This window comes from Kineococcus endophyticus (assembly GCF_040796495.1).
In the GTDB taxonomy this organism is placed as follows: Bacteria; Actinomycetota; Actinomycetes; order Actinomycetales; family Kineococcaceae; genus Kineococcus; species Kineococcus endophyticus.
The window spans coordinates 55,846-74,836 of sequence record NZ_JBFNQN010000006.1; the positions used below are offsets into that span (position 1 = coordinate 55,846).

General features: G+C 75.6%; 15 protein-coding genes. 9 read left to right on the forward strand and 6 right to left on the reverse strand.

Going from position 1 to position 18,991, the window contains the following annotated elements; translation table 11 throughout:
* The first annotated feature begins 7 nt into the window (after positions 1-7).
* Complete coding sequence (locus tag AB1207_RS09665; protein ID WP_367637910.1) at positions 8-829, forward strand: aldo/keto reductase; 822 nt, start codon at positions 8-10, stop codon at positions 827-829.
* A 27-nt stretch (positions 830-856) separates the two neighbouring features.
* Here the strand turns inward: AB1207_RS09665 and AB1207_RS09670 are convergent, their stop codons facing one another.
* Complete coding sequence (locus tag AB1207_RS09670) at positions 857-1,225, reverse strand: ATP-binding protein (RefSeq protein ID WP_367637912.1); 369 nt, start codon at positions 1,223-1,225, stop codon at positions 857-859.
* Between the two features lie 122 nt (positions 1,226-1,347).
* Here AB1207_RS09670 and AB1207_RS09675 point away from each other — a divergent pair, with 122 nt between their 5' ends.
* The gene (locus tag AB1207_RS09675) at positions 1,348-3,081 is read left to right on the forward strand and encodes a GAF domain-containing SpoIIE family protein phosphatase (RefSeq protein WP_367637914.1); all 1,734 of its coding nucleotides are present in this window, start codon (positions 1,348-1,350) and stop codon (positions 3,079-3,081) included.
* Between the two features lie 15 nt (positions 3,082-3,096).
* Here AB1207_RS09675 and AB1207_RS09680 read toward each other — a convergent pair whose 3' ends face one another.
* Positions 3,097-3,540 (reverse strand): VOC family protein, encoded by a 444-nt coding sequence (locus tag AB1207_RS09680; protein ID WP_367637915.1) that lies wholly within the window; start codon positions 3,538-3,540, stop codon positions 3,097-3,099.
* A gap of 61 nt (positions 3,541-3,601) precedes the next feature.
* On the opposite strand from AB1207_RS09680, the gene AB1207_RS09685 reads away from it, so the two are divergent.
* On the forward strand, positions 3,602-4,513 hold the full coding sequence (locus AB1207_RS09685) for a P1 family peptidase (RefSeq protein ID WP_367637916.1): 912 nt from the start codon (positions 3,602-3,604) through the stop codon (positions 4,511-4,513).
* A gap of 3 nt (positions 4,514-4,516) precedes the next feature.
* Here the strand turns inward: AB1207_RS09685 and AB1207_RS09690 are convergent, their stop codons facing one another.
* Together AB1207_RS09690 and AB1207_RS09695 are read right to left on the reverse strand one after the other, a co-directional pair.
* Positions 4,517-6,376, reverse strand: coding sequence for a diguanylate cyclase domain-containing protein (locus tag AB1207_RS09690; RefSeq protein ID WP_367637918.1), 1,860 nt, complete (start codon positions 6,374-6,376; stop codon positions 4,517-4,519).
* A gap of 108 nt (positions 6,377-6,484) precedes the next feature.
* On the reverse strand, positions 6,485-7,072 hold the full coding sequence (locus AB1207_RS09695) for a helix-turn-helix domain-containing protein (protein WP_367637919.1): 588 nt from the start codon (positions 7,070-7,072) through the stop codon (positions 6,485-6,487).
* Positions 7,073-7,117: 45 nt separating this feature from the next.
* Between AB1207_RS09695 and AB1207_RS09700 the strand changes: the two genes are divergently transcribed.
* The gene (locus tag AB1207_RS09700; protein WP_367637921.1) at positions 7,118-8,257 is read left to right on the forward strand and encodes an SDR family oxidoreductase; all 1,140 of its coding nucleotides are present in this window, start codon (positions 7,118-7,120) and stop codon (positions 8,255-8,257) included.
* On the opposite strand, the gene AB1207_RS09705 is transcribed toward AB1207_RS09700, so the two are convergent.
* Positions 8,227-8,727 (reverse strand): PAS domain-containing protein, encoded by a 501-nt coding sequence (locus tag AB1207_RS09705; protein ID WP_367637923.1) that lies wholly within the window; start codon positions 8,725-8,727, stop codon positions 8,227-8,229. The genes AB1207_RS09700 and AB1207_RS09705 overlap by 31 nt on opposite strands.
* Before the next feature lie 123 nt (positions 8,728-8,850).
* On the opposite strand from AB1207_RS09705, the gene AB1207_RS09710 reads away from it, so the two are divergent.
* The 3 genes from AB1207_RS09710 (at position 8,851) to AB1207_RS09720 (ending at position 13,740) form a co-directional block, all read left to right on the forward strand.
* A complete protein-coding gene (locus AB1207_RS09710) occupies positions 8,851-11,106 on the forward strand; it encodes a molybdopterin-dependent oxidoreductase (RefSeq protein ID WP_367637925.1) in 2,256 nt (751 codons plus the stop codon).
* A 54-nt stretch (positions 11,107-11,160) separates the two neighbouring features.
* The gene (locus AB1207_RS09715) at positions 11,161-11,814 is read left to right on the forward strand and encodes a GNAT family N-acetyltransferase (protein WP_367637927.1); all 654 of its coding nucleotides are present in this window, start codon (positions 11,161-11,163) and stop codon (positions 11,812-11,814) included.
* 147 nt (positions 11,815-11,961) lie between these two features.
* Positions 11,962-13,740: a serine/threonine-protein kinase gene (locus tag AB1207_RS09720; protein WP_367637928.1), complete on the forward strand. Its 1,779-nt coding sequence runs from the start codon at positions 11,962-11,964 to the stop codon at positions 13,738-13,740.
* A gap of 6 nt (positions 13,741-13,746) precedes the next feature.
* Here AB1207_RS09720 and AB1207_RS09725 read toward each other — a convergent pair whose 3' ends face one another.
* Positions 13,747-15,024 carry an MFS transporter gene (locus AB1207_RS09725; protein WP_367637929.1) on the reverse strand — a complete coding sequence of 426 codons (1,278 nt, stop codon included), beginning with the start codon at positions 15,022-15,024 and terminating at the stop codon, positions 13,747-13,749.
* A 182-nt stretch (positions 15,025-15,206) separates the two neighbouring features.
* On the opposite strand from AB1207_RS09725, the gene AB1207_RS09730 reads away from it, so the two are divergent.
* Together AB1207_RS09730 and AB1207_RS09735 are read left to right on the forward strand one after the other, a co-directional pair.
* On the forward strand, positions 15,207-17,507 hold the full coding sequence (locus AB1207_RS09730) for a transglycosylase domain-containing protein (protein ID WP_367637931.1): 2,301 nt from the start codon (positions 15,207-15,209) through the stop codon (positions 17,505-17,507).
* A gap of 14 nt (positions 17,508-17,521) precedes the next feature.
* Positions 17,522-18,946, forward strand: coding sequence for a glycosyltransferase 87 family protein (locus AB1207_RS09735; RefSeq protein ID WP_367637932.1), 1,425 nt, complete (start codon positions 17,522-17,524; stop codon positions 18,944-18,946).
* The last annotated feature ends 45 nt before the right edge of the window (positions 18,947-18,991 follow it).

Here is an 18,991-nt window from a genome sequence, read left to right on the forward strand (position 1 = left end):
TCCGGAGGTGACTGTTCCCAGCATCCAGCTCCACGACGGCGTCAGCATCCCCCAACTGGGTTTCGGGGTGTGGCAGGTCCCCCCGGAGCAGACGGCCGAGGTCGTCCTGCAGGCGTTCCAGGCGGGCTACCGCCACATCGACACGGCCGCCGGGTACGGCAACGAGGCGGGTGTCGGTGACGCGTTGCGCGCCAGCGGGATCCCGCGCGAAGAGGTGTTCATCACCACCAAGCTCGCGAACGGCGAGCACGGCCGGGAGAAGACCCTCGCGGCGTTCGACGCGTCCCTGGCCAAGCTCGGCCTGGACTACCTCGACCTGTACCTCATCCACTGGCCGCAGCAGGCCGACGACTACGTCGAGACCTGGCAGGCGTTCGAGGAGCTCAAGGCGTCCGGGCGGGTCCGGACCATCGGCGTCTCGAACTTCCAGAAGACGCACCTGCGCAAGCTCCTCGACGAGACCGGCACCGTGCCGACGGTGAACCAGGTCGAGGTCCACCCCTACCTCGTGCAGGAGGACCTGCGCGGTTTCAACGCCGAGCACGGCATCGCGACCGAGGCGTGGAGCCCGCTGGCCCAGGCCCTCGGTCTCGTCGAGGACCCCGTCGTCACCGGCATCGCCGAGCAGACCGGCCGGACCCCGGCGCAGGTCGTCCTGCGCTGGCACCTGCAGCAGGGGAACATCGTCATCCCCAAGTCGGTGACGCCCGAGCGCATCGTGTCGAACTTCGACGTCACCGGGTTCGAGCTGTCGGCCGAGCAGGTCGAGGCGCTGACGGGGCTCAACCGCGACGAGCGCACCGGCCCGGACCCCGACGTCTTCGGCTGACGCGAGCGTCGAACCCCGCGCGTCGACTTACGCCAGGGGCAGTTCGAACCAGACGGTCTTCCCGGCCCCGGCCGGGTCCAGACCCCAACGGTGGGCGAGGGTGTCGACGAGCGCGACACCCCGTCCGCCGGTGGCCGTCGGGGGGACGTGCCGCACGAGGGGGCGACCGGCGCCGCCGTCGCTGACGGACACCCGCACCAACCCCTCGAGGTGGCGCAGCCGGACCTCGATGGGTTCGCCGCCGTGACGGACGGCGTTGGTGACCAGCTCGGTGGTCAGCAGCTCCAGCGTCTGCCGGACCTGGGTGGGCAGAGCGACGGTCGCGAACTGCTCACGCAACCACGACCGGGTGCGCCGAGCAGCCGACGGATCAGCCCGCAGCTCCAGACGCGTCATGCCACCTCGTTCGTCCCCGATCCGTGCTCGTCCGGGTCCAACTCTGGCACCCGCGGGCCCCGGGGCAACCCGGACCCACCGGAGCGGGTGCCGTCGAGCCCCTCGACAGGGATGATGCACCGGTGCAGAAGGCCGCGACCGACCAGACCCCGACGGGGCTGGCCGAGACCACCCTGCTCCCCGCGCACCCCGACGTCGACCTGGACCGCTTCGCCCGCCTCGGCACCCTCGCGCTGGGGGTCCCGGTGGCCCTGGTGAGCATGGTCAGCCGCCACGGCCAGGTGTTCCCCGGAGCCGTCGGACTGCCCGAACCGTGGCAGACCGAGCGCGAGACGCCCCTGAGCCACTCGCTGTGCCAGCACGTGGTCACCTCCGGCGCCGTCTTCGCCGTCGAGGACGCCCGGCTCGACCCCCTCACCGCGGACTCCCTCGCCATCCCCGACCTCGGTGTCGTCGCCTACGCCGGCGCGCCCCTGCGGCTGCCGGACCCGGGCACGGGGCTGGCCGAGGCCGGGTCCCCCGTCGTCGGCGTGCTGTGCGCCATCGACGGCGCCCCCCGCCGGTGGACCGACGAGCAGCTCGGCGTCCTGAAGGACCTCGCCGCCGCCTGCTCCGCCGAGCTCGGGCTGCGCGTGCTCGAGGAGCGCAACCGGCTGCTGCTGCGGCTCGGCGACGCCCTCGTCGGCGCTCGGACGGTCGAGGAGGTCAGCACCACCGTCGCCCGCGTGACGAGCACTGAGCTCGGCGGGGCCTGGAGCGGGCTGCTGCTGCCCGACGGGCACGGGCGCCTGCGCTTCACGACGCTCGAGACCCTGCCCCCGGGCACCGCGCCCGCCTGGCGGACCATCGACCTCGACGCCCCCGTCCCCTCCGCCGCGGCCGCCCGCGAGCGCCGCCCGATCCTCTTCGCCTCGGTCGAGGAGCTGCGGGCGGCGTTCCCGCTCGTGGAGACGAAGGCGCTCATGCCGGACTTCGCGGCGTCGGCCTACCTGCCGCTGCTCGTGCAGGACCGGCTCATCGGGGTGCTGTGCCTGGTGTGGGCGACGGAGCGGCAGACGCTGGAGGCCGAGGCCGACGTGTGGAGCGCGCTGGCGCGGTTCACGGCGCAGGCGCTGGACCGGGCGATGCTCGACGCCGAGCGGCGCTCGCGCGCGCAGGTGCTGCAGCAGTCGCTGCTGCCCCGGCTGCCGGAGTCGACGGGGCGCCTGCAGGTGCGGGGCCGGTACGTGCCGGCGACGCGCGAGGAGCAGATCGGCGGCGACTGGTACGACGTGGTCGTCGGGCCGCAGGGTGCGGTGACGCTCGTGCTGGGCGACGTCGTCGGTCACGACATGGCGGCGGCCGCGACGATGGCGCAGGTCCGCGGCCTGCTGCGGGCCTTCGTCTGGGACCGCGGGGAGTCGCCGACGGGGCCGGTGGAGCGGCTGGACCGGGCCCTGCCGGGGCTGGGCGTGGACGCGCTCGCGACGCTCGTCGTGGCCTGCGTGGAGGAGGGGCCGGAGGGCTACACCCTGCGGTGGACGAACGCCGGGCACCCGCCGCCGGTGCTGCTGCACCCCGACGGCCGCACGGAGCTGCTGACCGGGGCGCCCGACCTCCTCGTCGGTCTGGTCGCCGACGCCCCGCGCCACGAGCACGTCGTCGACGTCCCGTCGGGGTCGACGCTGGTCCTCTACACCGACGGACTCATCGAGCAGCGCGGCCGCAGCCTCGTCGGCGGCATCGAGCGGGTGCGGGAGTCTCTGCGCGGCAACCGTTCCACCGACCTCGACGTGCTGCTGGACACGCTGCTGGAGGAGCTGGTCGGGAACCGGGGCGAGGACGACTGCGCCCTCCTCGCCGTCCGGTTCCCCTGAGCCTCACGCCGGGGTTCAGAGCGGGGCGGTCAGCTCCAGGTTGATGTCGTCGGGGTCCTGCAGCGACAGGACCGCGATGCCCTGGTCGAGCTCGAGGACCTCGCCGTGCTCGACGCCGCGGGCGGACAGCCGCTCGGCGGCGTCGTCGAGGTCGGCGCGGGAACCGACCTGCAGGCTGACGTGGTCCAGCCCGACGCGCGTGGAGACGAAGCGGTCCCCCGTCTCGGCCACCGGCCGCAGGCCGAGGAGCTGGTCGCCCACGGCGAAGACGCACCCGCCGTAGAGCTTCTCCTGGTCCTCGCGGACGCCCGGGTCGCCGGCCTGCGCGCTGAAGTCGACGGCCGGCTCGACGCCGAAGACGTCCTGGTAGAAGGCCTTCGACCGGACGATGTCGGTGACGGTCAGCCGGACGTGGTGGATGCCGGTGGGCCGCACGGCGGGGGTGTCGGTGGTGGTCATGCGCTCAACCTCCTCCGCCGCTCGACCGTCCGCATCCCGGGGTCGGGCTAGCGTGCTCGGCGTGACCGGAACCCTCACCGACGTCGCCGGGCTGCAGGTCGGGCACGTCACCCGCCGCGGTGACGGCTGGCTCACCGGCGTCACCGTGGTGCTGCCCCCGCCCGGCACGGTCGGCGGTGTCGACGTCCGCGGCGGGGGGCCGGGCACCCACGAGACCGACGCGCTCGACCCGCGCACGCTCGTCCCGACGGTGGACGCCGTCGTCCTCACCGGCGGGTCCGCCTACGGCCTCGTCACCGCCCACGGCGTGCAGCGGTTCCTCGCCGCGCGCGGCCGCGGGTTCCGCGTGGGCGCGGCGCCCGGGGAGGTCGTCCCGATCGTCCCGGCGGCCGCGGTGTTCGACCTCGGCCGCGGCGGCGTCTTCGGCCACCACCCGACCGAGGAGATGGGGTTCGAGGCGGCCGCGGCCGCGACGTCGGAGCCGGTGGCGCGCGGCGTCGTGGGCGCCGGCACGGGGGCCGTGGTGGGCGGCCGCTGGAAGGGCGGGGTGGGGACGGCCTCGGCCCGGGTGGCCCTGCCGGCGGGGGGCGCGGTGGTGGCGGCGCTCGCGGTCGTCAACGCGGTCGGGGTGCCGGCCGGCGGCCCCGCCGAGCGCGGTCCGGCGGCCCCGCTCAACACGACGCTCGTCGTCGTCGCCACCGACGCCGCGCTGGACCCCGCGGAGACGTCGCGGACGGCGACCGCGGCCCACGCCGGGTTGGCCCGGGCCCTGGACCCGGTGCACACGCTCGCCGACGGCGACACCGTCTTCGCGCTCGCCACGGGCGCCGTGCCGCTGGCCGGTGACCGGACCGCGCGGGTCGGGCAGCTCGTCGAGCTGCAGCGGGTGGCGGCCGACGGCGTGCGCGCCGCCGTGCTGGACGGGGTCGCGTCGGCCGAGCCCGTGGGCGACTGGCCGCGCTTCCCCGGCTGAGCGTCAGGCTCCGGCGGTCCGCAGGTCGATCGTGCGGGGGGAGGGCGCGGACCGGACCCGGCCCTTGCCGGAGCCCTTGGCGGCGTACATGGCCTGGTCGGCCTGCTGCAGCACGCGGGTGGCGTCCTGGGAGGCGTCGGCCATCGCCAGACCGACGCTGATCCCGACGCGGAACTCCCAGCCGGCGACGGGGAACGGGTCCTGCATGGCGGCCACGACGCGTTCGGCGACGTCGGCGGCGGCGGCCTCGTCCGGCAGGCCGGGGCAGACGACGGCGAACTCGTCGCCGCCGAGGCGGGCCACGGTGTCGCCGGGGCGCACGGCCGCGGTGAGGCGGTCGGCGACGTCGATGAGGACGTGGTCGCCCGCGGCGTGGCCGCCGGTGTCGTTGACGGGCTTGAAGTCGTCGAGGTCGCAGTACAGGAGCGCGACCTGGTCGCCGCTGCGGGCGGCGGCCGACAGCGCGTGGCGCAGGCGGTCCTCCAGCAGCGTGCGGTTCGGCAGCCCGGTCAGCGGGTCGTGGAGGGCGGCCTCGCGCAGACGGCGCTGGACGAGCCTGCGCTGGGTGACGTCGGCGACCTGGACGACGGCGCCGACCTCGCCGGGCCGGCCGTCGTCGCCGGGGGTGGGCCACGCGGCGGCGGCCAGCTCGAGCCAGACCTCGCCGTCGCCGTGCTGGAGCTCGGCGTGCCAGTGCGCCTGGCGGCCCTCGCCGACCTCGAGCGCCATCTCCGCCACGGCCTCCACGAAGACCTCGCGGTGGTCGGGGTGGACCTGCTCGGCCCAGTCCGAGCCGACGGCGACGTCGGTGCCGAGCATCGACTGCAGGCGCTCGTTGACGCGCGCCACCACGGCGGACCCGTCCGGGCGCAGCCGCAGCAGCGCGACCCCGAGCAGGGCGTCGTCGAACGTGCGGCGGAACACCTCCTCGCGGCGCTCGGCGGTGACGGTCGCGCGTTCGCGGGAGCGCACGACGAGGGACATGACGAGCGCGACGGCGCCGGAGACGAACAGGAGGGCCTGCAGGGCCAGCGACCCCTGGACGCCGCTGCCGTAGGGGCCGCGGCCCAGGGCCGTCCCGGTGGTGGCGACGACGGCGACGACGAGCTGACACGACAGGGCCCGGCCCACCCCGAGACGTGCTGCACCCCAGAGGATCGGCACGATGACGAGGAACGCCCACGGGCCGCGGGAGTGGTTCCAGAACACCGTCCCGGAGACGGTCGCGGACAGCAGCAGGACCAGGGCCCACTCCGACGCCGCGGCCCGCGAGCGCCGCCCGTCCGCGGGGTGCTGGGTCCAGGAGGACGGCGGCAGCAGGAGCAGCGGGGCGACGAGCAGGATCCCGAGCAGCTGCGCCAGCGCGTACGGCCCGCCGTCGGAGCGGTCGGCGGTCTGGACGAGCAGCGTCGCCGCGGCGACCCCCGCGCCGGCCCCCGCGGTGAAGCGCCAGGCGTCCCGGCCCCGACGCAAGCGCGCAGACTCCCCTCGGCCGAGCGCGGAGATCAGCGCCGCGCCGACCCCGCACTGCAGCGCCTGCGCACTCGCGAAGATGGGCGTCTCGATGCCCTGGACCGGCACCACCTGGCAGGCGAGGACCGAGCCGACGAGCGTCCCGGCGACGCACCACCACCGCCGGGCCGGCCGACGTGCCGCCAGCCCGAGCGCGGCCCCCGCCGCCGGCCACCAGACGACCTCGGAGAGGTCCTGGGTGTCGGCCAGCACCGGCATGAGCGCGGTGAGGAGGGTGACGAGGAGCGCCGTGGTGACCGCGAGCCGGACGCCGCCGCCGCGCACGGGGGCGTCGGGACGGGCGGTCCGGTCGGGCTCACCCGTCCGGCCCTGCTGCAGTCTCGCGATCATGACCACCTCCTCGGCAGGTGGGACGCGTTCCTTGAGTGCTCCGACCGGGTGAATCCAGCATCGTGGCTGAATCGTCACCAAGCGTGCAGAGATCGTCGCACTCCGACGTCAACGGGGCGCGGTCACGACCAGGTAGCGCGCCGTCGTGTCGTCCGGAGCGCGGAAGGTGCAGTCGGTCGGGGGGCCGAACTGAACGCCGTCGCCGGCCGCCAGGACGTGCGTCACGACGCCCTCGACGAGTTCCAGCGTGCCGTCGAGGACCCACACCTGCTGGTGGATGCGGGCGTACGCGGCGGCCGGGTAGGTCACGGCCGCCCCGGCGGGCAGCTCGATCTCCGTGAGCTCGAGGTGGCCGCCGGCGGGGGACAGGGACCGGCGGCGGTACCCGCTGGCGGGGTCCGTCCACACGGGGGCGTCGGCGGCGCGCACGACCCGCTCGTCCTCCCGGGTGGGTCCCTCGACGCGCGTGAAGAGCTCCGACAGCGTCAACCCGAGCGGTCCGCAGAGCCTGCCGAGCAGGGCCGCTGAGGGTTGCGACGCCCCGCTCTCCACCTTCAGCACCGCACCGCGCGAGACCCCGGCGGCCTCGGCCAGCGCGGCGGTGCTCAGGCGGCGGTCCAGCCGGGCGGACCGCAGCTCGTGCGCGAGTCGTGCACCGAACCCTCGGGTGGTGTCGGCGGTGCCGCGGTCGTCCACCCCTCCACTGTAGTGAGCACTCCAGTGAGCGGTGGAGGAGCAGATATGCCTACCGTGGTGGTCATGGCCGCCTCCTCGCCCCGCCCCGACCGCGCCCCCGTCCCCGTGCGCACCCCGCCGGACGGTGCCCACGCCCTCGTCGTCGGCGCCACGGGGATCACCGGCACCGCCCTGGCCGAGCAGCTCGTCGCCGCCGGCTGGCGCACCTCGGGCCTGTCCCGGCGTCCGCCCACGGTCGACGGGGTCGAGCACGTGCGGGCCGACCTGTTCTCCCGCGACAGCCTCGAGCGCGAGCTCGCCGGTCTGGCCCCGACCCACGTGTTCGTCACGGCCTGGGCGCGGCAGGAGACCGAGGCCGAGAACGTCCGCGTCAACGGCGGCATGGTCCGCGACCTGCTCGCCGTCCTCGGTGCGCAGGGGTCGGTCCGGCACACCGCGCTCGTCACCGGGCTCAAGCACTACCTCGGCCCCTTCGAGGCGTACGGCCAGGGGGACCTGCCCGACACCCCGTTCCTGGAGGACGCCCCGCGGCTGGACGCGGAGAACTTCTACTACGCCCAGGAGGACGAGCTGTTCGCCGCCGCCGAGCGCCACGGGTTCGGCTGGTCGGTGCACCGCGCGCACACCGTCACCGGCTTCGCCGTCGGCAACGCCATGAACCTCGTCCCGACCCTCGGGGCCTACGCGGCCGTCGTCCGGGCCACCGGCCGGCCCTTCGTCTTCCCGGGCTCGCGCACCCAGTGGGACGGCGTCGTCGACCTGACAGACGCCGGGCAGCTGGCCGACCACCAGCTCTGGGCCGCGACGACCCCCGAGGCGGCCGACACCGCGTTCAACGTCGTCAACGGCGACGTCGTCCGCTGGCGCCGGCTGTGGCCGCGGCTGGCCGGGCACCTCGGCGTCGAAGCGCAGGGCCCGGGCACCGAACCCCTCACCCTCACCGAGCAGATGCGGGACGCCGAACCCGTCTGGGCGCGGCTGGTGGCCGAGCACGGCCTGGTCGAGGAGGACCTGACGAAGGTCGCCTCCTGGTGGCACAGCGACTCCGACCTCGGCCGCGACGTCGAGGTGTTGGCCGACATGACCCGCAGCCGGCTGGCCGGGTTCACCGGGTACGTCAGCACCGAGCGCGCCCTGCTTGGGCTCGTCGACCGCTACCGCGAGGCGCGCGTCCTGCCGGCCTGAGACCACGCGCGGCGCTCGGCCTCGAGGAAGCGGTCGTGCGCCGCGTGCGCCGTCACCCGCGACGTCACGTCGACCTGGTACCCGGCGACGTGGGTGACGTCCCCGCCGCCCTGGCGGATGGGGGCCAGCAACAGCTCGTTCCAGAAGACCGAGCCGTCCGCGCGGCGGTTCAGGAGCGTCTCGCGGACCGGCTCGCCCCGTTCCAGGGCCTCGCGGATGCGGGCCCGGGAGCTCTCGCTCGTCTGGTCGGTCTGCAGGAAGCGGCAGTTCACGCCGAGCACCCGGTCGGCGGCGTAGCCCGTCAGCGCCGTGAAGGCCGGGCTCACCCAGCAGATGGGCAGGTCGGTTGTGCGCGCGTCGGAGATGACCAGCGAGACGCCCGCGGCGTCCAGGGCCGCCTGCTCGTAGCCGACGAGACCGGGCAGGACGCCGGCGTCGAGAGCGGGCGGGCGGTCCTTCGGTGGGGACATCGAGACCTCTCTCGGCCGCCGGATGGAACGTCCCACCCGCTCCCGTCGATGATGCCCCGTTCACCCGATCGGCGCAGCGCAACCGTCCGACCGGTGCAGTCGCCGGTGCCCGACACTGGGGTGGTGAGCATCCCGCACTCCTCGCACTGGGGGGCCTTCTCCGCCGTCCCGACCGACGGCGGCGTCCAGGTCCTCCCGCACCCCGACGACCCCGAGCCGTCCGCCCTGCTCGCCAACGTCGCCGTGGCGGCGACCCCGACGGCGCGGGTGCTGCGCCCGCACGTGCGCCGCGGCTGGTGGGAGGACGGACCGGGCCCGGACGAGCGGCGCGGCCACGACGAGTTCCTGCCCGTGGAGTGGGACGAGCTGCTCGACCGGGTCGCCGGGGAGTACCGCCGGGTCCTGGACGAGCACGGACCGCGCGGGGTCTACGCGGGGTCCTACGGCTGGGCCAGCGCCGGCCGGTTCCACCACGCCCAGAGCCAGCTGCACCGGTTCTCCCACGTCCTCGGCGGCGCGGTCCGCTCGTCGTGGACCTACAGCCACGGCGTCGGGGAGGTCCTCATGCCCCGCGTCGTCGGCAACCAGGAACCCCTGATCTCACCCACGTCCTGGTCCAGCGTCGAGGAGCACACCGACCTCGTCATCGCGTTCGGGGGGCTGCCCGCGAAGAACTCCGAGGTCGCCAGCGGCGGGATCAGCCGGCACGAGGTGGCCGGCCGGTTGCGCGGCGCCCGCCGGCGCGGCGCCGAGTTCGTCCTCGTCTCGCCCCTGCGCGACGACCTCGCCGCCGAACTGGGGGCGCAGTGGCTCGACGTCGTCCCCGGCACCGACGCGGCCCTGCTCCTGGCGATGTGCCACGTCCTGCGCGCCGAGGGCCTGCACGACACCGAGTTCCTGCGCCGCTGCACCGCGGGGTCGGAGGAGTTCCTCGCCACCCTGGACCCGTTCACCCCCGAGTGGGCGCAGGAGATCACCGGGATCCCTGCGCAGACCGTGCGGGACCTCGCCCGCCGGGCCGTCCGGGGCCGGACGATGGTCACCGTCAGCTGGTCCGTGGCCCGCACCCGGTTCGGGGAGCAGCCGTTGTGGGCGGCCGTCGCGTTCGCCGCCATGGTCGGGCAGATCGGCCTGCCCGGCGGCGGTTTCGGCCACGGCTACGCCTCCACCGGCGGGGTCGGGAAGCGGGCCGGTTCCTACCCCCTGCCGACGTTCCCGCAGTTCGCCGACCCGCTGCGGGTGCGCATCCCGGTGGCCCGCATCGCCGACGCCCTCCTGCACCCGGGGGGGGAGTACGACGTCGACGGCCGCCGCGAGACCTACCCGCACCTGCGGCTCGTGCACTGGGCCGGCGGGAACCCGTTCCACCACCACCAGGACCTCACCCGGTTGCAGCGCGCGTTCCGCGCCGCCGAGACCGTCGTCGTCCACGAACCGTTCTGGACGGCCACCGCCCGGCACGCCGACGTCGTCTTCGCCTCGACGACGACGTTGGAGCGCAACGACATCGGGGCCGCCCGGTACGACGACCGGCTCATCGCCATGGGTCGCGTCCACGAACCCCTCGGCCAGGCCCGCGACGACTACGACGTCCTCGCGGAGTTGTCGCAGCGCCTCGGCACCGGGGAACGGTTCACCGAGGGCCGCACGGGCGGGGAGTGGGTCGAGCACCTGTGGGAGGAGTGGCGCACCGGACCCGCGGCCCGCTCCGGGATCGACGCCCCGTCGTACGCGGAGTTCGTCGCGGCGGGGGAGTTCGTGCTGCCGCCCGAACCCGCCGAGAAGGTGATGTTCGCGAGCTTCCGCGCCGACCCGGAGACGTTCCCCCTGCGGACGCCGAGCGGCCGGGTGGAACTGCACTCCGAGACCGTCGCGGGGTTCGGCTACGACGACTGCCCCGGCCACCCGGTCTGGCTGGAGCCCGAGGAGGTCCCCGACGCGGAGTTCCCGCTGCACCTGGTGGCGAACAACCCGGCGACGCGCCTGCACAGCCAGCTCGACCACGGCGCCACGTCGCAGGCGGGGAAGGTCGCCGGCCGCGAACCCGTCCGGATGCACCCCGACGACGCCGCCGCCCGCGGGTTGGGCGCCGGTCAGGTCGTCGTGCTGCGCAGCCGCCGGGGCAGTTGCCTCGGTGGGCTCGTGCTGTCCGACGCCGTCCGCCGCGGCGTCGTGCAGATGTCCACGGGCGCCTGGTTCGACCCCGTCGCCGGCGCGGCCGCGGGCGTCACGTGCGGGCACGGGAACGTCAACGTCCTCACCCGCGACGTCGGCTCGTCGCGCCTGGCGCAGGCCTGCACCGGCCAGCACGCGACCGTCGAGGTGAGCGCGTTCGACGGTGTCCCGCCGCGGGTGACGGTGTTCGACCAGCCGTCCTGACCCGTGGGGGAATCCGGTGGCGGCCGGCGGGTCGCGCGGGCCAGCATCGGGAGGGTGCTTCCCGCCGACCTGCACCCGTTCGCCGCCCTGCGCCTGACCGTCCCCGACCCCGACGGGGACGTCGAGCTGCGCACGGGAGACCTCGAGGGCGTCGTCGAGCTGTCCCGGGTCGCCGCGCGCGGGGTGCACGCCGAGGACGCCATGCCGTTCGCGTTCCCGTGGAGCGACTGCGAGCCGGAGGAACGGGCGCGGCGCACCCTGCGCTGGCAGCTCGGCGGTTGGGCCTCGTGGACGCCGCAGGACTGGCGGATCGACTTCGTCGTCCGGCGCGCGGGGGCCGTCGTCGGCACGCAGTCGCTGGAGGCCCGCGACTTCCGCGTCCTGCGCGAGGTGACCACCGGGTCGTGGCTGGGACGCGAGCACCAGGGGCGCGGGACGGGCACCCTCATGCGGACGGCCGTCCTGCACCTGGCCTTCGCGGGCCTGGGGGCGGTGCGCGCCCGCAGCGACGCCTTCCTCGACAACCCCGCGTCCCTGGGCGTCTCGCGCCGGCTCGGCTACACCGACGACGGGCAGCGCACGGTGGTCCGCCGGGACGCACCCGTCGTGACCCAGCGGCTGCGTCTGGAGGCCGCCGACTGGGACGACCGTGCGCGGCCCGCCGTGCAGGTGGACGGGCTCGAGCCCGTCCTGGCCGCGCTCGCGTAGCGCGCCGGGTCCGGGATCTCAAGCCCCGGGCCGCCGGATGGGCCGAACGGGTCTGCGGGACGCCCCGGTTGGGGCATCATGGGCCTCCGAACACGGCGCACCGCCCGCGAGGGCGCGCAGCGCCGCCGAGGTGCGGAGGAGCCGCAGGTGACGAACGAGGGATGGCCTGACGACAGGCTCACCTCCTCCGACGTCCCGTCCCTCGTGCGTCACCACGCCGGGCCGGTCGAGGACCCCGACCGCTACGAGCTGCTGGGTGAGGCCGAGGGCGCGGACGAAGCGTGGCACGTCCTCGACCACCGCGCCCAGGCGGGCGAGGCCCTGTTCACCCTCGCCGCCCTGCGCCCGCGCGCCGTCGAGGACCTCGAGGTCCGGCACGCGCCGGACCGTGACGGGGACGAGGACGCGGCGGTCCCGGAGGAGGTCTCCCCCGAGGAGTTGTGGCGCGAACGCGCCGCGGGCCTGGCCCGCGTCCGGCACGCCCGCCTGGCGGGGGTCGTCGACACGTTCTCCGGCCCCGCACCGCACGCGCCGGGACAGGCGCCCGCCGGCGGGGCCGACTGGAACTACGCCGTCCTGGAGCAGGCCGCGGGCCGGTCCGTCGCCGACTGGCTGCGCGACGACCCCGGAGCCGGCGTCGAGGAGCGGTTCACCGTCCTGGCCACGGCCGCCAGCGTCCTGTCCGAGCTGCACCGCGGCTCCGAGGACGCCCCGCCGCTCGTCCACGGCGACATCACCCCGCGGTCGGTCCGCCTCGGCGGCTTCTGGCCCGCCGACGGGGTCCGTCTGGCCGGTGCCAGCCTCGGCGGTCTGCGGCATGGTCCGCTCCAGCGGTCCCCGCACACCGTCTACACGGCGCCGGAGGTCCGCGGCGGTGCGCTGCCCTCCGCGGCCAGCGACGTCTTCGGCTTCGGGGCCACGGCCCTGTTCGTGCTGACCGGCACCGCGCCGGCCACCTCCCCCGACGGCGTGGTGGACCCGTCGCTGGTCCGCCGGCAGCTCGGTGCCGCCCCGCTCACCGCGCCCCACCCGGGCCTGGCCGACCTGCTGCTGCAGGCGCTGTCCCCGGACCCGGCGCAACGGCCCGACCGGTTGCCGGCGTGGGTCAACGGCATGCGGGCCTTCGTCGAACCCCGCGCCTCCCTCGACCCCTACGACGGGCAGTCGGCGCCGACGCAGTTCGTGCCCGTCGCCTCCACGGAGGCGACGCGGTCGCTGCCGAAGCGGCCGGTCGTGGTCGTCGTGGGCGCGCTGCTGCTCGCGACGGCGGGCACGGCCGTGGCCATCACGGCCGTCCAGCAGGGCAAGCTGCGCGACGTCCCGAACCCCGTGGCGATCGTCCAGCCCCCGCAGGAGTCGAGCACCCTGCCGACCAGCTCGGTGCCCCAGCCCGCGACGACGGCCGGCGGCGCCGCCCCGAGCACCGGACAGCAGACGCGCGGAGGCGGCCAGGCCCCCTCGACGCGGCGCAGCACGTCGGCGGAGCAACCCTCGAGCGGCGCCCCGACGGCGACCTCGCCGGACGTGCCGTCGAGCGTGCCGGGCCTGCCGCCCGCGCCCGTCGCCACGAACCCGGGACCGACGACGGGTGTGCTCCCCCCGGTCACGGGCCCGACCACGACGCCGCCCCCGCCCACGCCCGCGCCGCCCGTGAGCACGGCGCCGCCGGTCTCCAGCGCGCCCCCCACGGTCACGTTGCCTCCGGTGACGCTGCCGCCGGTGACGCCGCCGGTCCCGCAGCCGACGCCCACGACGCCCAGCTCCACGACGACGACCCCGACGCTCCCGTCGTCGACCCCGCCCGGCACGCCGACGACGACGCAGTCGACGTCCGGGCCCCCGGTCCTCGTGGACCCCACGGTGACGGCCCCCGGGCCGGGCCTCCCGACCGACCCGTTCCTGCCCCGCGGCGGCCAGACCCCCTGAGCCGCGTCAGACCGTGACGCGGCTCCGGCCGCGTCCCTGCAGCAGCGCGCACCCGACGTAGCCGAGCCCCAGCACGACGGCCACCAGCCCGAGCCGCCCGTCGGCGGGGACGAGCGCGACCGCGGCCGCGCAGGCCAGGCAGTAGCTGACGTTGAAGACGAGGTCGTAGGCCGTGAACACCCGGCCGCGGTAGGCGTCGTCGACGCTGCGCTGCACGACCGTGTCGACGCCGATCTTGGCGCCCTGACCGCCCAGCCCCAGCACCGCGGCGGCCACGCTGAGCAGCACCTGCGACGTCGTGAGCCCGAGCACGGCCTGCCCGACGCCGGCCAGCAGCAGGCACCTGGCGATCCAGCGGTGCACCCGGCCGCCACCGGCGCCCCACGGCGCGAGCACGGCCGCCAGCGCGGACCCGCCCGCCACCGCGGCCAGCAGCACCCCCAGCGCGGCGAGCCCCGCCGAGGGGTCGTCCGCGTCGGCCAGGACCCGGCGGCACAGCACGACCATGGCCACCGTCGTCAGCCCGAACGACCAGCGGTGCCAGGCGATGAGCCCCAGGGCCGCGGCGGCCGGCACGCGCTCGCGCAGGTGCCGGACACCCGCGACGACATCGGCCGCGCTGCGCCGCACGCTCGGGCGCGCCTCGCCGACCGCGCCCGGTGGTGGGCCGAGCAGGGTCCTGGGGAAGGCGAGGGCGGTGAGGCCCGAGGCCGCGTAGGCCAGCGCCGCGACGACGAGGGCACCGACGTCGGCGCCCGACCCCGTCCCCAGCGACGCCGTCACGGCCACCGTGGCCGTGGCGCCCGCCGCGGCGGCGACGGTCCCGGCCGTCGGGGTCACGGAGTTGGCCAGCACGAACCGGTCGGGCGCCACGACGTGCGGCAGGGCGGCCGACAGCCCCGCCAGCAACGCCCGGTTGACCGACAGCACCACGAGCGCGAGGACGCCCACGACGACGTCGGAGGACCCCGCGGCCAGCGCCCCCGCACCGACGAGCGCGACCGCAGCGCGCAGCAGGTTGCCGTACCCGAGCACCGAGCGGCGCGGACGGCGGTCCAGCAGGACCCCCGCCCACGGGCCGACGACGGTGAACGGCAGCAGCAGGACGGCCGCGGCGAAGGCGACGTCCGCGGGCGTCGCCTGGCGTTCGGGGGAGAAGAAGAAGAGGGACGCGAGCCCCGCCTGGAAGGCCCCGTCGGCCGCCTGACCGGTCAGCCGGACCGCCATGAGGTGCCGGTAGCGACGGGTGCCGAGCAGACCACCGAGCTCGCGCAGGACCGCCACCGGCACACCGTAGCGAGCCCGTGGGCGCCCGTCGTGAGCGCCGTGGCGGGGCTGTGGAGGTGTCGTGCGGACCGGCCGGGGCCCTCGCGGACGGCGGGCGGCCCCCCTCCTCCGACGCATACTGGAGCGGCAGCTGCCGATGGAAAGGCTGCCCCACCCCACCGCTGGAGGACCAGACCCCCGTGGCTTCGCGACGCCCAGCTCCCGTCCCGCCGCACCGCCCCGCCGCCCGTCAGGGGGCCGGCGCCGGTCGCCGGCCGGCCCGTCGTCGACCGCGTCGCCGGGCCGTGCTGGGCTGGGTGCTGGGGATCTTCGTGGCCGGGGTGGCGCTCGCCGTCGGGGGCTTCGCGGCGGCCTACGAGCTGGTCAAGGTCCCGGACCCGAACAAGCTGGCCGACGCCCAGACGAGCACCGTCTACTTCGCCGACGGCACGACCGAGCTGGGCACGTTCGCCGCGCGCAACCGCGAGAACGTCACGCTCGACCAGGTCCCCGACCACGTGCAGAAGGCCGTCCTCGCCGCCGAGGACCGCACCTTCTACGAGAACCGCGGCGTCTCCCCGACGGGCATCGCCCGCGCGCTGTGGACGAACGTCAGCGACGGGACGACGCAGGGCGGCTCGACGCTGACCCAGCAGTACGTCAAGAACTACTACCTGACCGACCAGCAGTCCTACACGCGCAAGTTCGAGGAGTTCTTCATCTCCTTGAAGATCGACCAGCAGCAGTCGAAGGACGAGACGCTGCAGAACTACCTCAACACCGTGTACTTCGGGCGCGGGGCGTACGGCATCCAGGCTGCGGCGCAGGCCTACTTCGGCGTGGACGCCTCCCAGCTGAACGTCTCGCAGGGCGCACTCCTCGCGGCGCTGCTCAAGGGTCCCGGCAACTACGACCCCCGCAAGGGGGAGGAGCAGACCGCGGCCGCGAAGGCCCGCGTCGACTACGTCCTCGACGGCATGGTCTCCGAGGGCTGGCTGTCCCCGGCCGACCGGGCCCAGGCGGGCCTGCCGGAGACGATCGAGCAGCAGCCGAACACCCAGTGGCGGGGCACGAACGGGTACCTGCTGAAGACCGTGCAGGACGAGCTGACCGGCAAGGTCGGTCTGTCGGAGGAGGACATCGAGCGTGGCGGTCTGAAGATCGTCACGACGTTCGACCCCAAGGCCCAGGCGGCCGCCGTCCAGGCCGTGCAGGACCAGCTGCCGTCGAAGCTGCCCGAGGGGTTCCACGTGGCGCTGTCGGCGATCGACCCGAAGACCGGTGGCGTGACCGCCATGTACGGCGGGTCCGACTACCTCGCCAACCAGTTCAACGACGTGACCCAGGCCCGGGCGCAGCCGGGCTCGACCTTCAAGCCGTTCGCGCTCGTCGCGGGGCTCGAGGACGGCATGTCGCTGCGGACCACCTTCAACGGCTCCAGCCCGCAGACCATCGACGGCTGGCCCGCCCGGAACTACGGCAACGAGCAGTTCGGACGCATCGACCTCATCACCGCCACCGAGCACTCCGTGAACACCGTGTACGGCCAGCTCAACGAGGAGGTCACCCCCGCCAAGACGCGCGACGTCGCGGTGGCCGCCGGCTACCCCCAGGAGACGCCCGGCCTCGAGGGTGACCAGTACATCTCCAACGTGCTCGGCACCTCGGCGCCGCACCCGATCGACGTCACCCAGGCCTACGCGACGTTCGCGGCCCAGGGACAGCGGACGGCGTGGCACACCATCGCCACCATCGACGACTCGACCGGGGCGCGGACCTACACCGCGTCGCCCACGACGCAGCAGGCGTTCCCGAGCGACGTCGCGGCCGACGCGACCTACGCGCTGCAGCAGGTCGTGAAGTCCGGGACCGGTTCGTACGCCGGCAGCAGGCTCGGGCGCCCCGCGGCCGGCAAGACCGGGACGACCAACGACAACCTCGCCGCGTGGTTCGCCGGATTCACCCCGGACATGGCGGCCAGCGTCGCCCTGTTCCAGACGAGCGCCGACGGGACCAAGAACGTCTCGCTCGACCTCGGCGGCGGTGAGGTGACGGGCGGGTCGTACCCCGTCCGCATCTGGACGGCCTTCATGCGCGCCGCCCTCCAGGGCACCCCGAAGAGCGACTTCCCGGACCGGGCGAACGTCGGCACCTCGCGCGGCTCGTCCTCGGACTCCACGTCCTCGGACTCCTCGACGTCCACCTCGACGCAGGCGCCGACGCCGAGCGACACGCCCACGCAGACCGCCACGCAGTCCCCGACGGACGCGCCGACCGACAGCCCGACCGGCGACCCGACGGCGTCCGGCGAGCCCTCCGACGGGGCGACCAGCCGGCCGACGTCCGGGTCCGGCCGGTCCACCGAGACCGGTCGCCCGAGCGCCACCGCCACCGGCGGGGACGGCGGGACCGGGGCCCAGGGCCAGGGGCGTGGTGACGCCTCAGCGGACCCGGCCGCCGCGACCGCGGGCGGAGCAGCGGGCGCGACCGCCGCCGGGTAGGGGAAGCTGCAGGGGTGAGCGCGCAGACCCCCGACGCCGGCCCGGCCCCGGAGGCGCAGGTGCCGTCCGTGCCGCCCACCACGGTGGACCCGCTGGCCCGCCAGGGCAGCGAGTTCCTCGGCGGACCGGCCGGACGGCGGCTCGGCGGGGACGGGCCCTGGTGGGTGCGGGCGCTGCCCGTCTCCCTGGTGCTCGCCACGGTCGCCGTGGCGTTGGGGGCCGTCACCAAGCACCACTGCCGCGCGCAGGGCTGGAACAGCCCCGACCAGTTCGTCCACGCCTGCTACTCCGACCTGCCGGTCGTCTACACGTCCTCCGGTCTTGCCTCCGGCGGCGGTCCCTTCTCCGCCGGCGTGAACCTCGACCAGCCGCCGCTGACGGCGTTCCTGTCCTGGCTGGTCGCGCGCGTGGCGCCGCACGAGGTGACCGTCGCCGCCCAGCGCACCTACTTCGACGCCGCCGCGGTGCCGCTCCTGCTCGCGGCCCTCGCCCTCGTCGTCTCCGTGCACGCCGTCACCGGTCGGCGCCGCGGCTGGGACACCGTGCTGCTCGCCGCCAGTCCCGTCCTCGTGCTGACCTCGCTGCTGTCCTTCGACCTCGCGGCCGTCGCCCTCGCCACGGCCGGCCTGGCCTGCTGGGGCCGGCGGCGTCCCGTCGCGGCGGGCGTCCTGCTCGGGCTGGCGCTGGCGGCCCGGCTGTACCCGGTCCTGCTGCTGGTGGCACTGGTGCTCCTCGCGATCCGGACGGGTCGCCGGCGCGCGGCGGCGGCGACGGTCGGGACGGCGGTGGGCGTGTGGCTCGCGGTGAACCTCCCCGTCGCGCTGACCGCCGCGACCGCGTGGGCCGCCCCGCTGCGGTCCTTCCTGGACCAGCGGGCGGGCTACGGCTCCCTGTGGTTGCTGCCCCAGCTCGTCCAGCAGTCCGTCGGGGCGGAGGAGGCCTCCGGGCTGCCCGGCGGAGCCGTCGTCGTCCTGACGCTCGGGGCCTGGGTCGTGTGGGTGCTCCTCGTCGCGGTCTTCGTCCTGTGGGCACCGCGCCGGCCCCGGCTGGCCCAGGTGGCGTTCCTGCTGGTCGCGGGCTTCTGCGTGCTGGGCGCGTCCTTCCCGCCGCAGGCCTCGCTGTGGCTGCTGCCGCTGGCCGTGCTCGCCGTGCCGCGCTGGCGCGACCACCTCCTGTGGTGGGGCGCGGAGGTCGCCTACTTCGGGGCCGTCTGGCTCTACATCGCGGGCCAGACGAACACCGACCGCGCGCTGCCGCCCGAGCTGTACGCCGCCGTCCTGCTCGCCCGGACGGCCGCGGTGGCGTGGCTGGTGGTGTGCGTCGTCCGTGAGGTGCGGCGCCCGGCGGACGACCCCGTGCGGGCCACCCGCGGTCTCGACGACCCCACGGGCGGTGACTTCGACCGGGCGCCCGACGCGCTCGTCGTCCGGGTGGCCTGACGTCCCGGGCTCCCCAGGGGCCCGGTGACCGGCCGCTGTGGACCG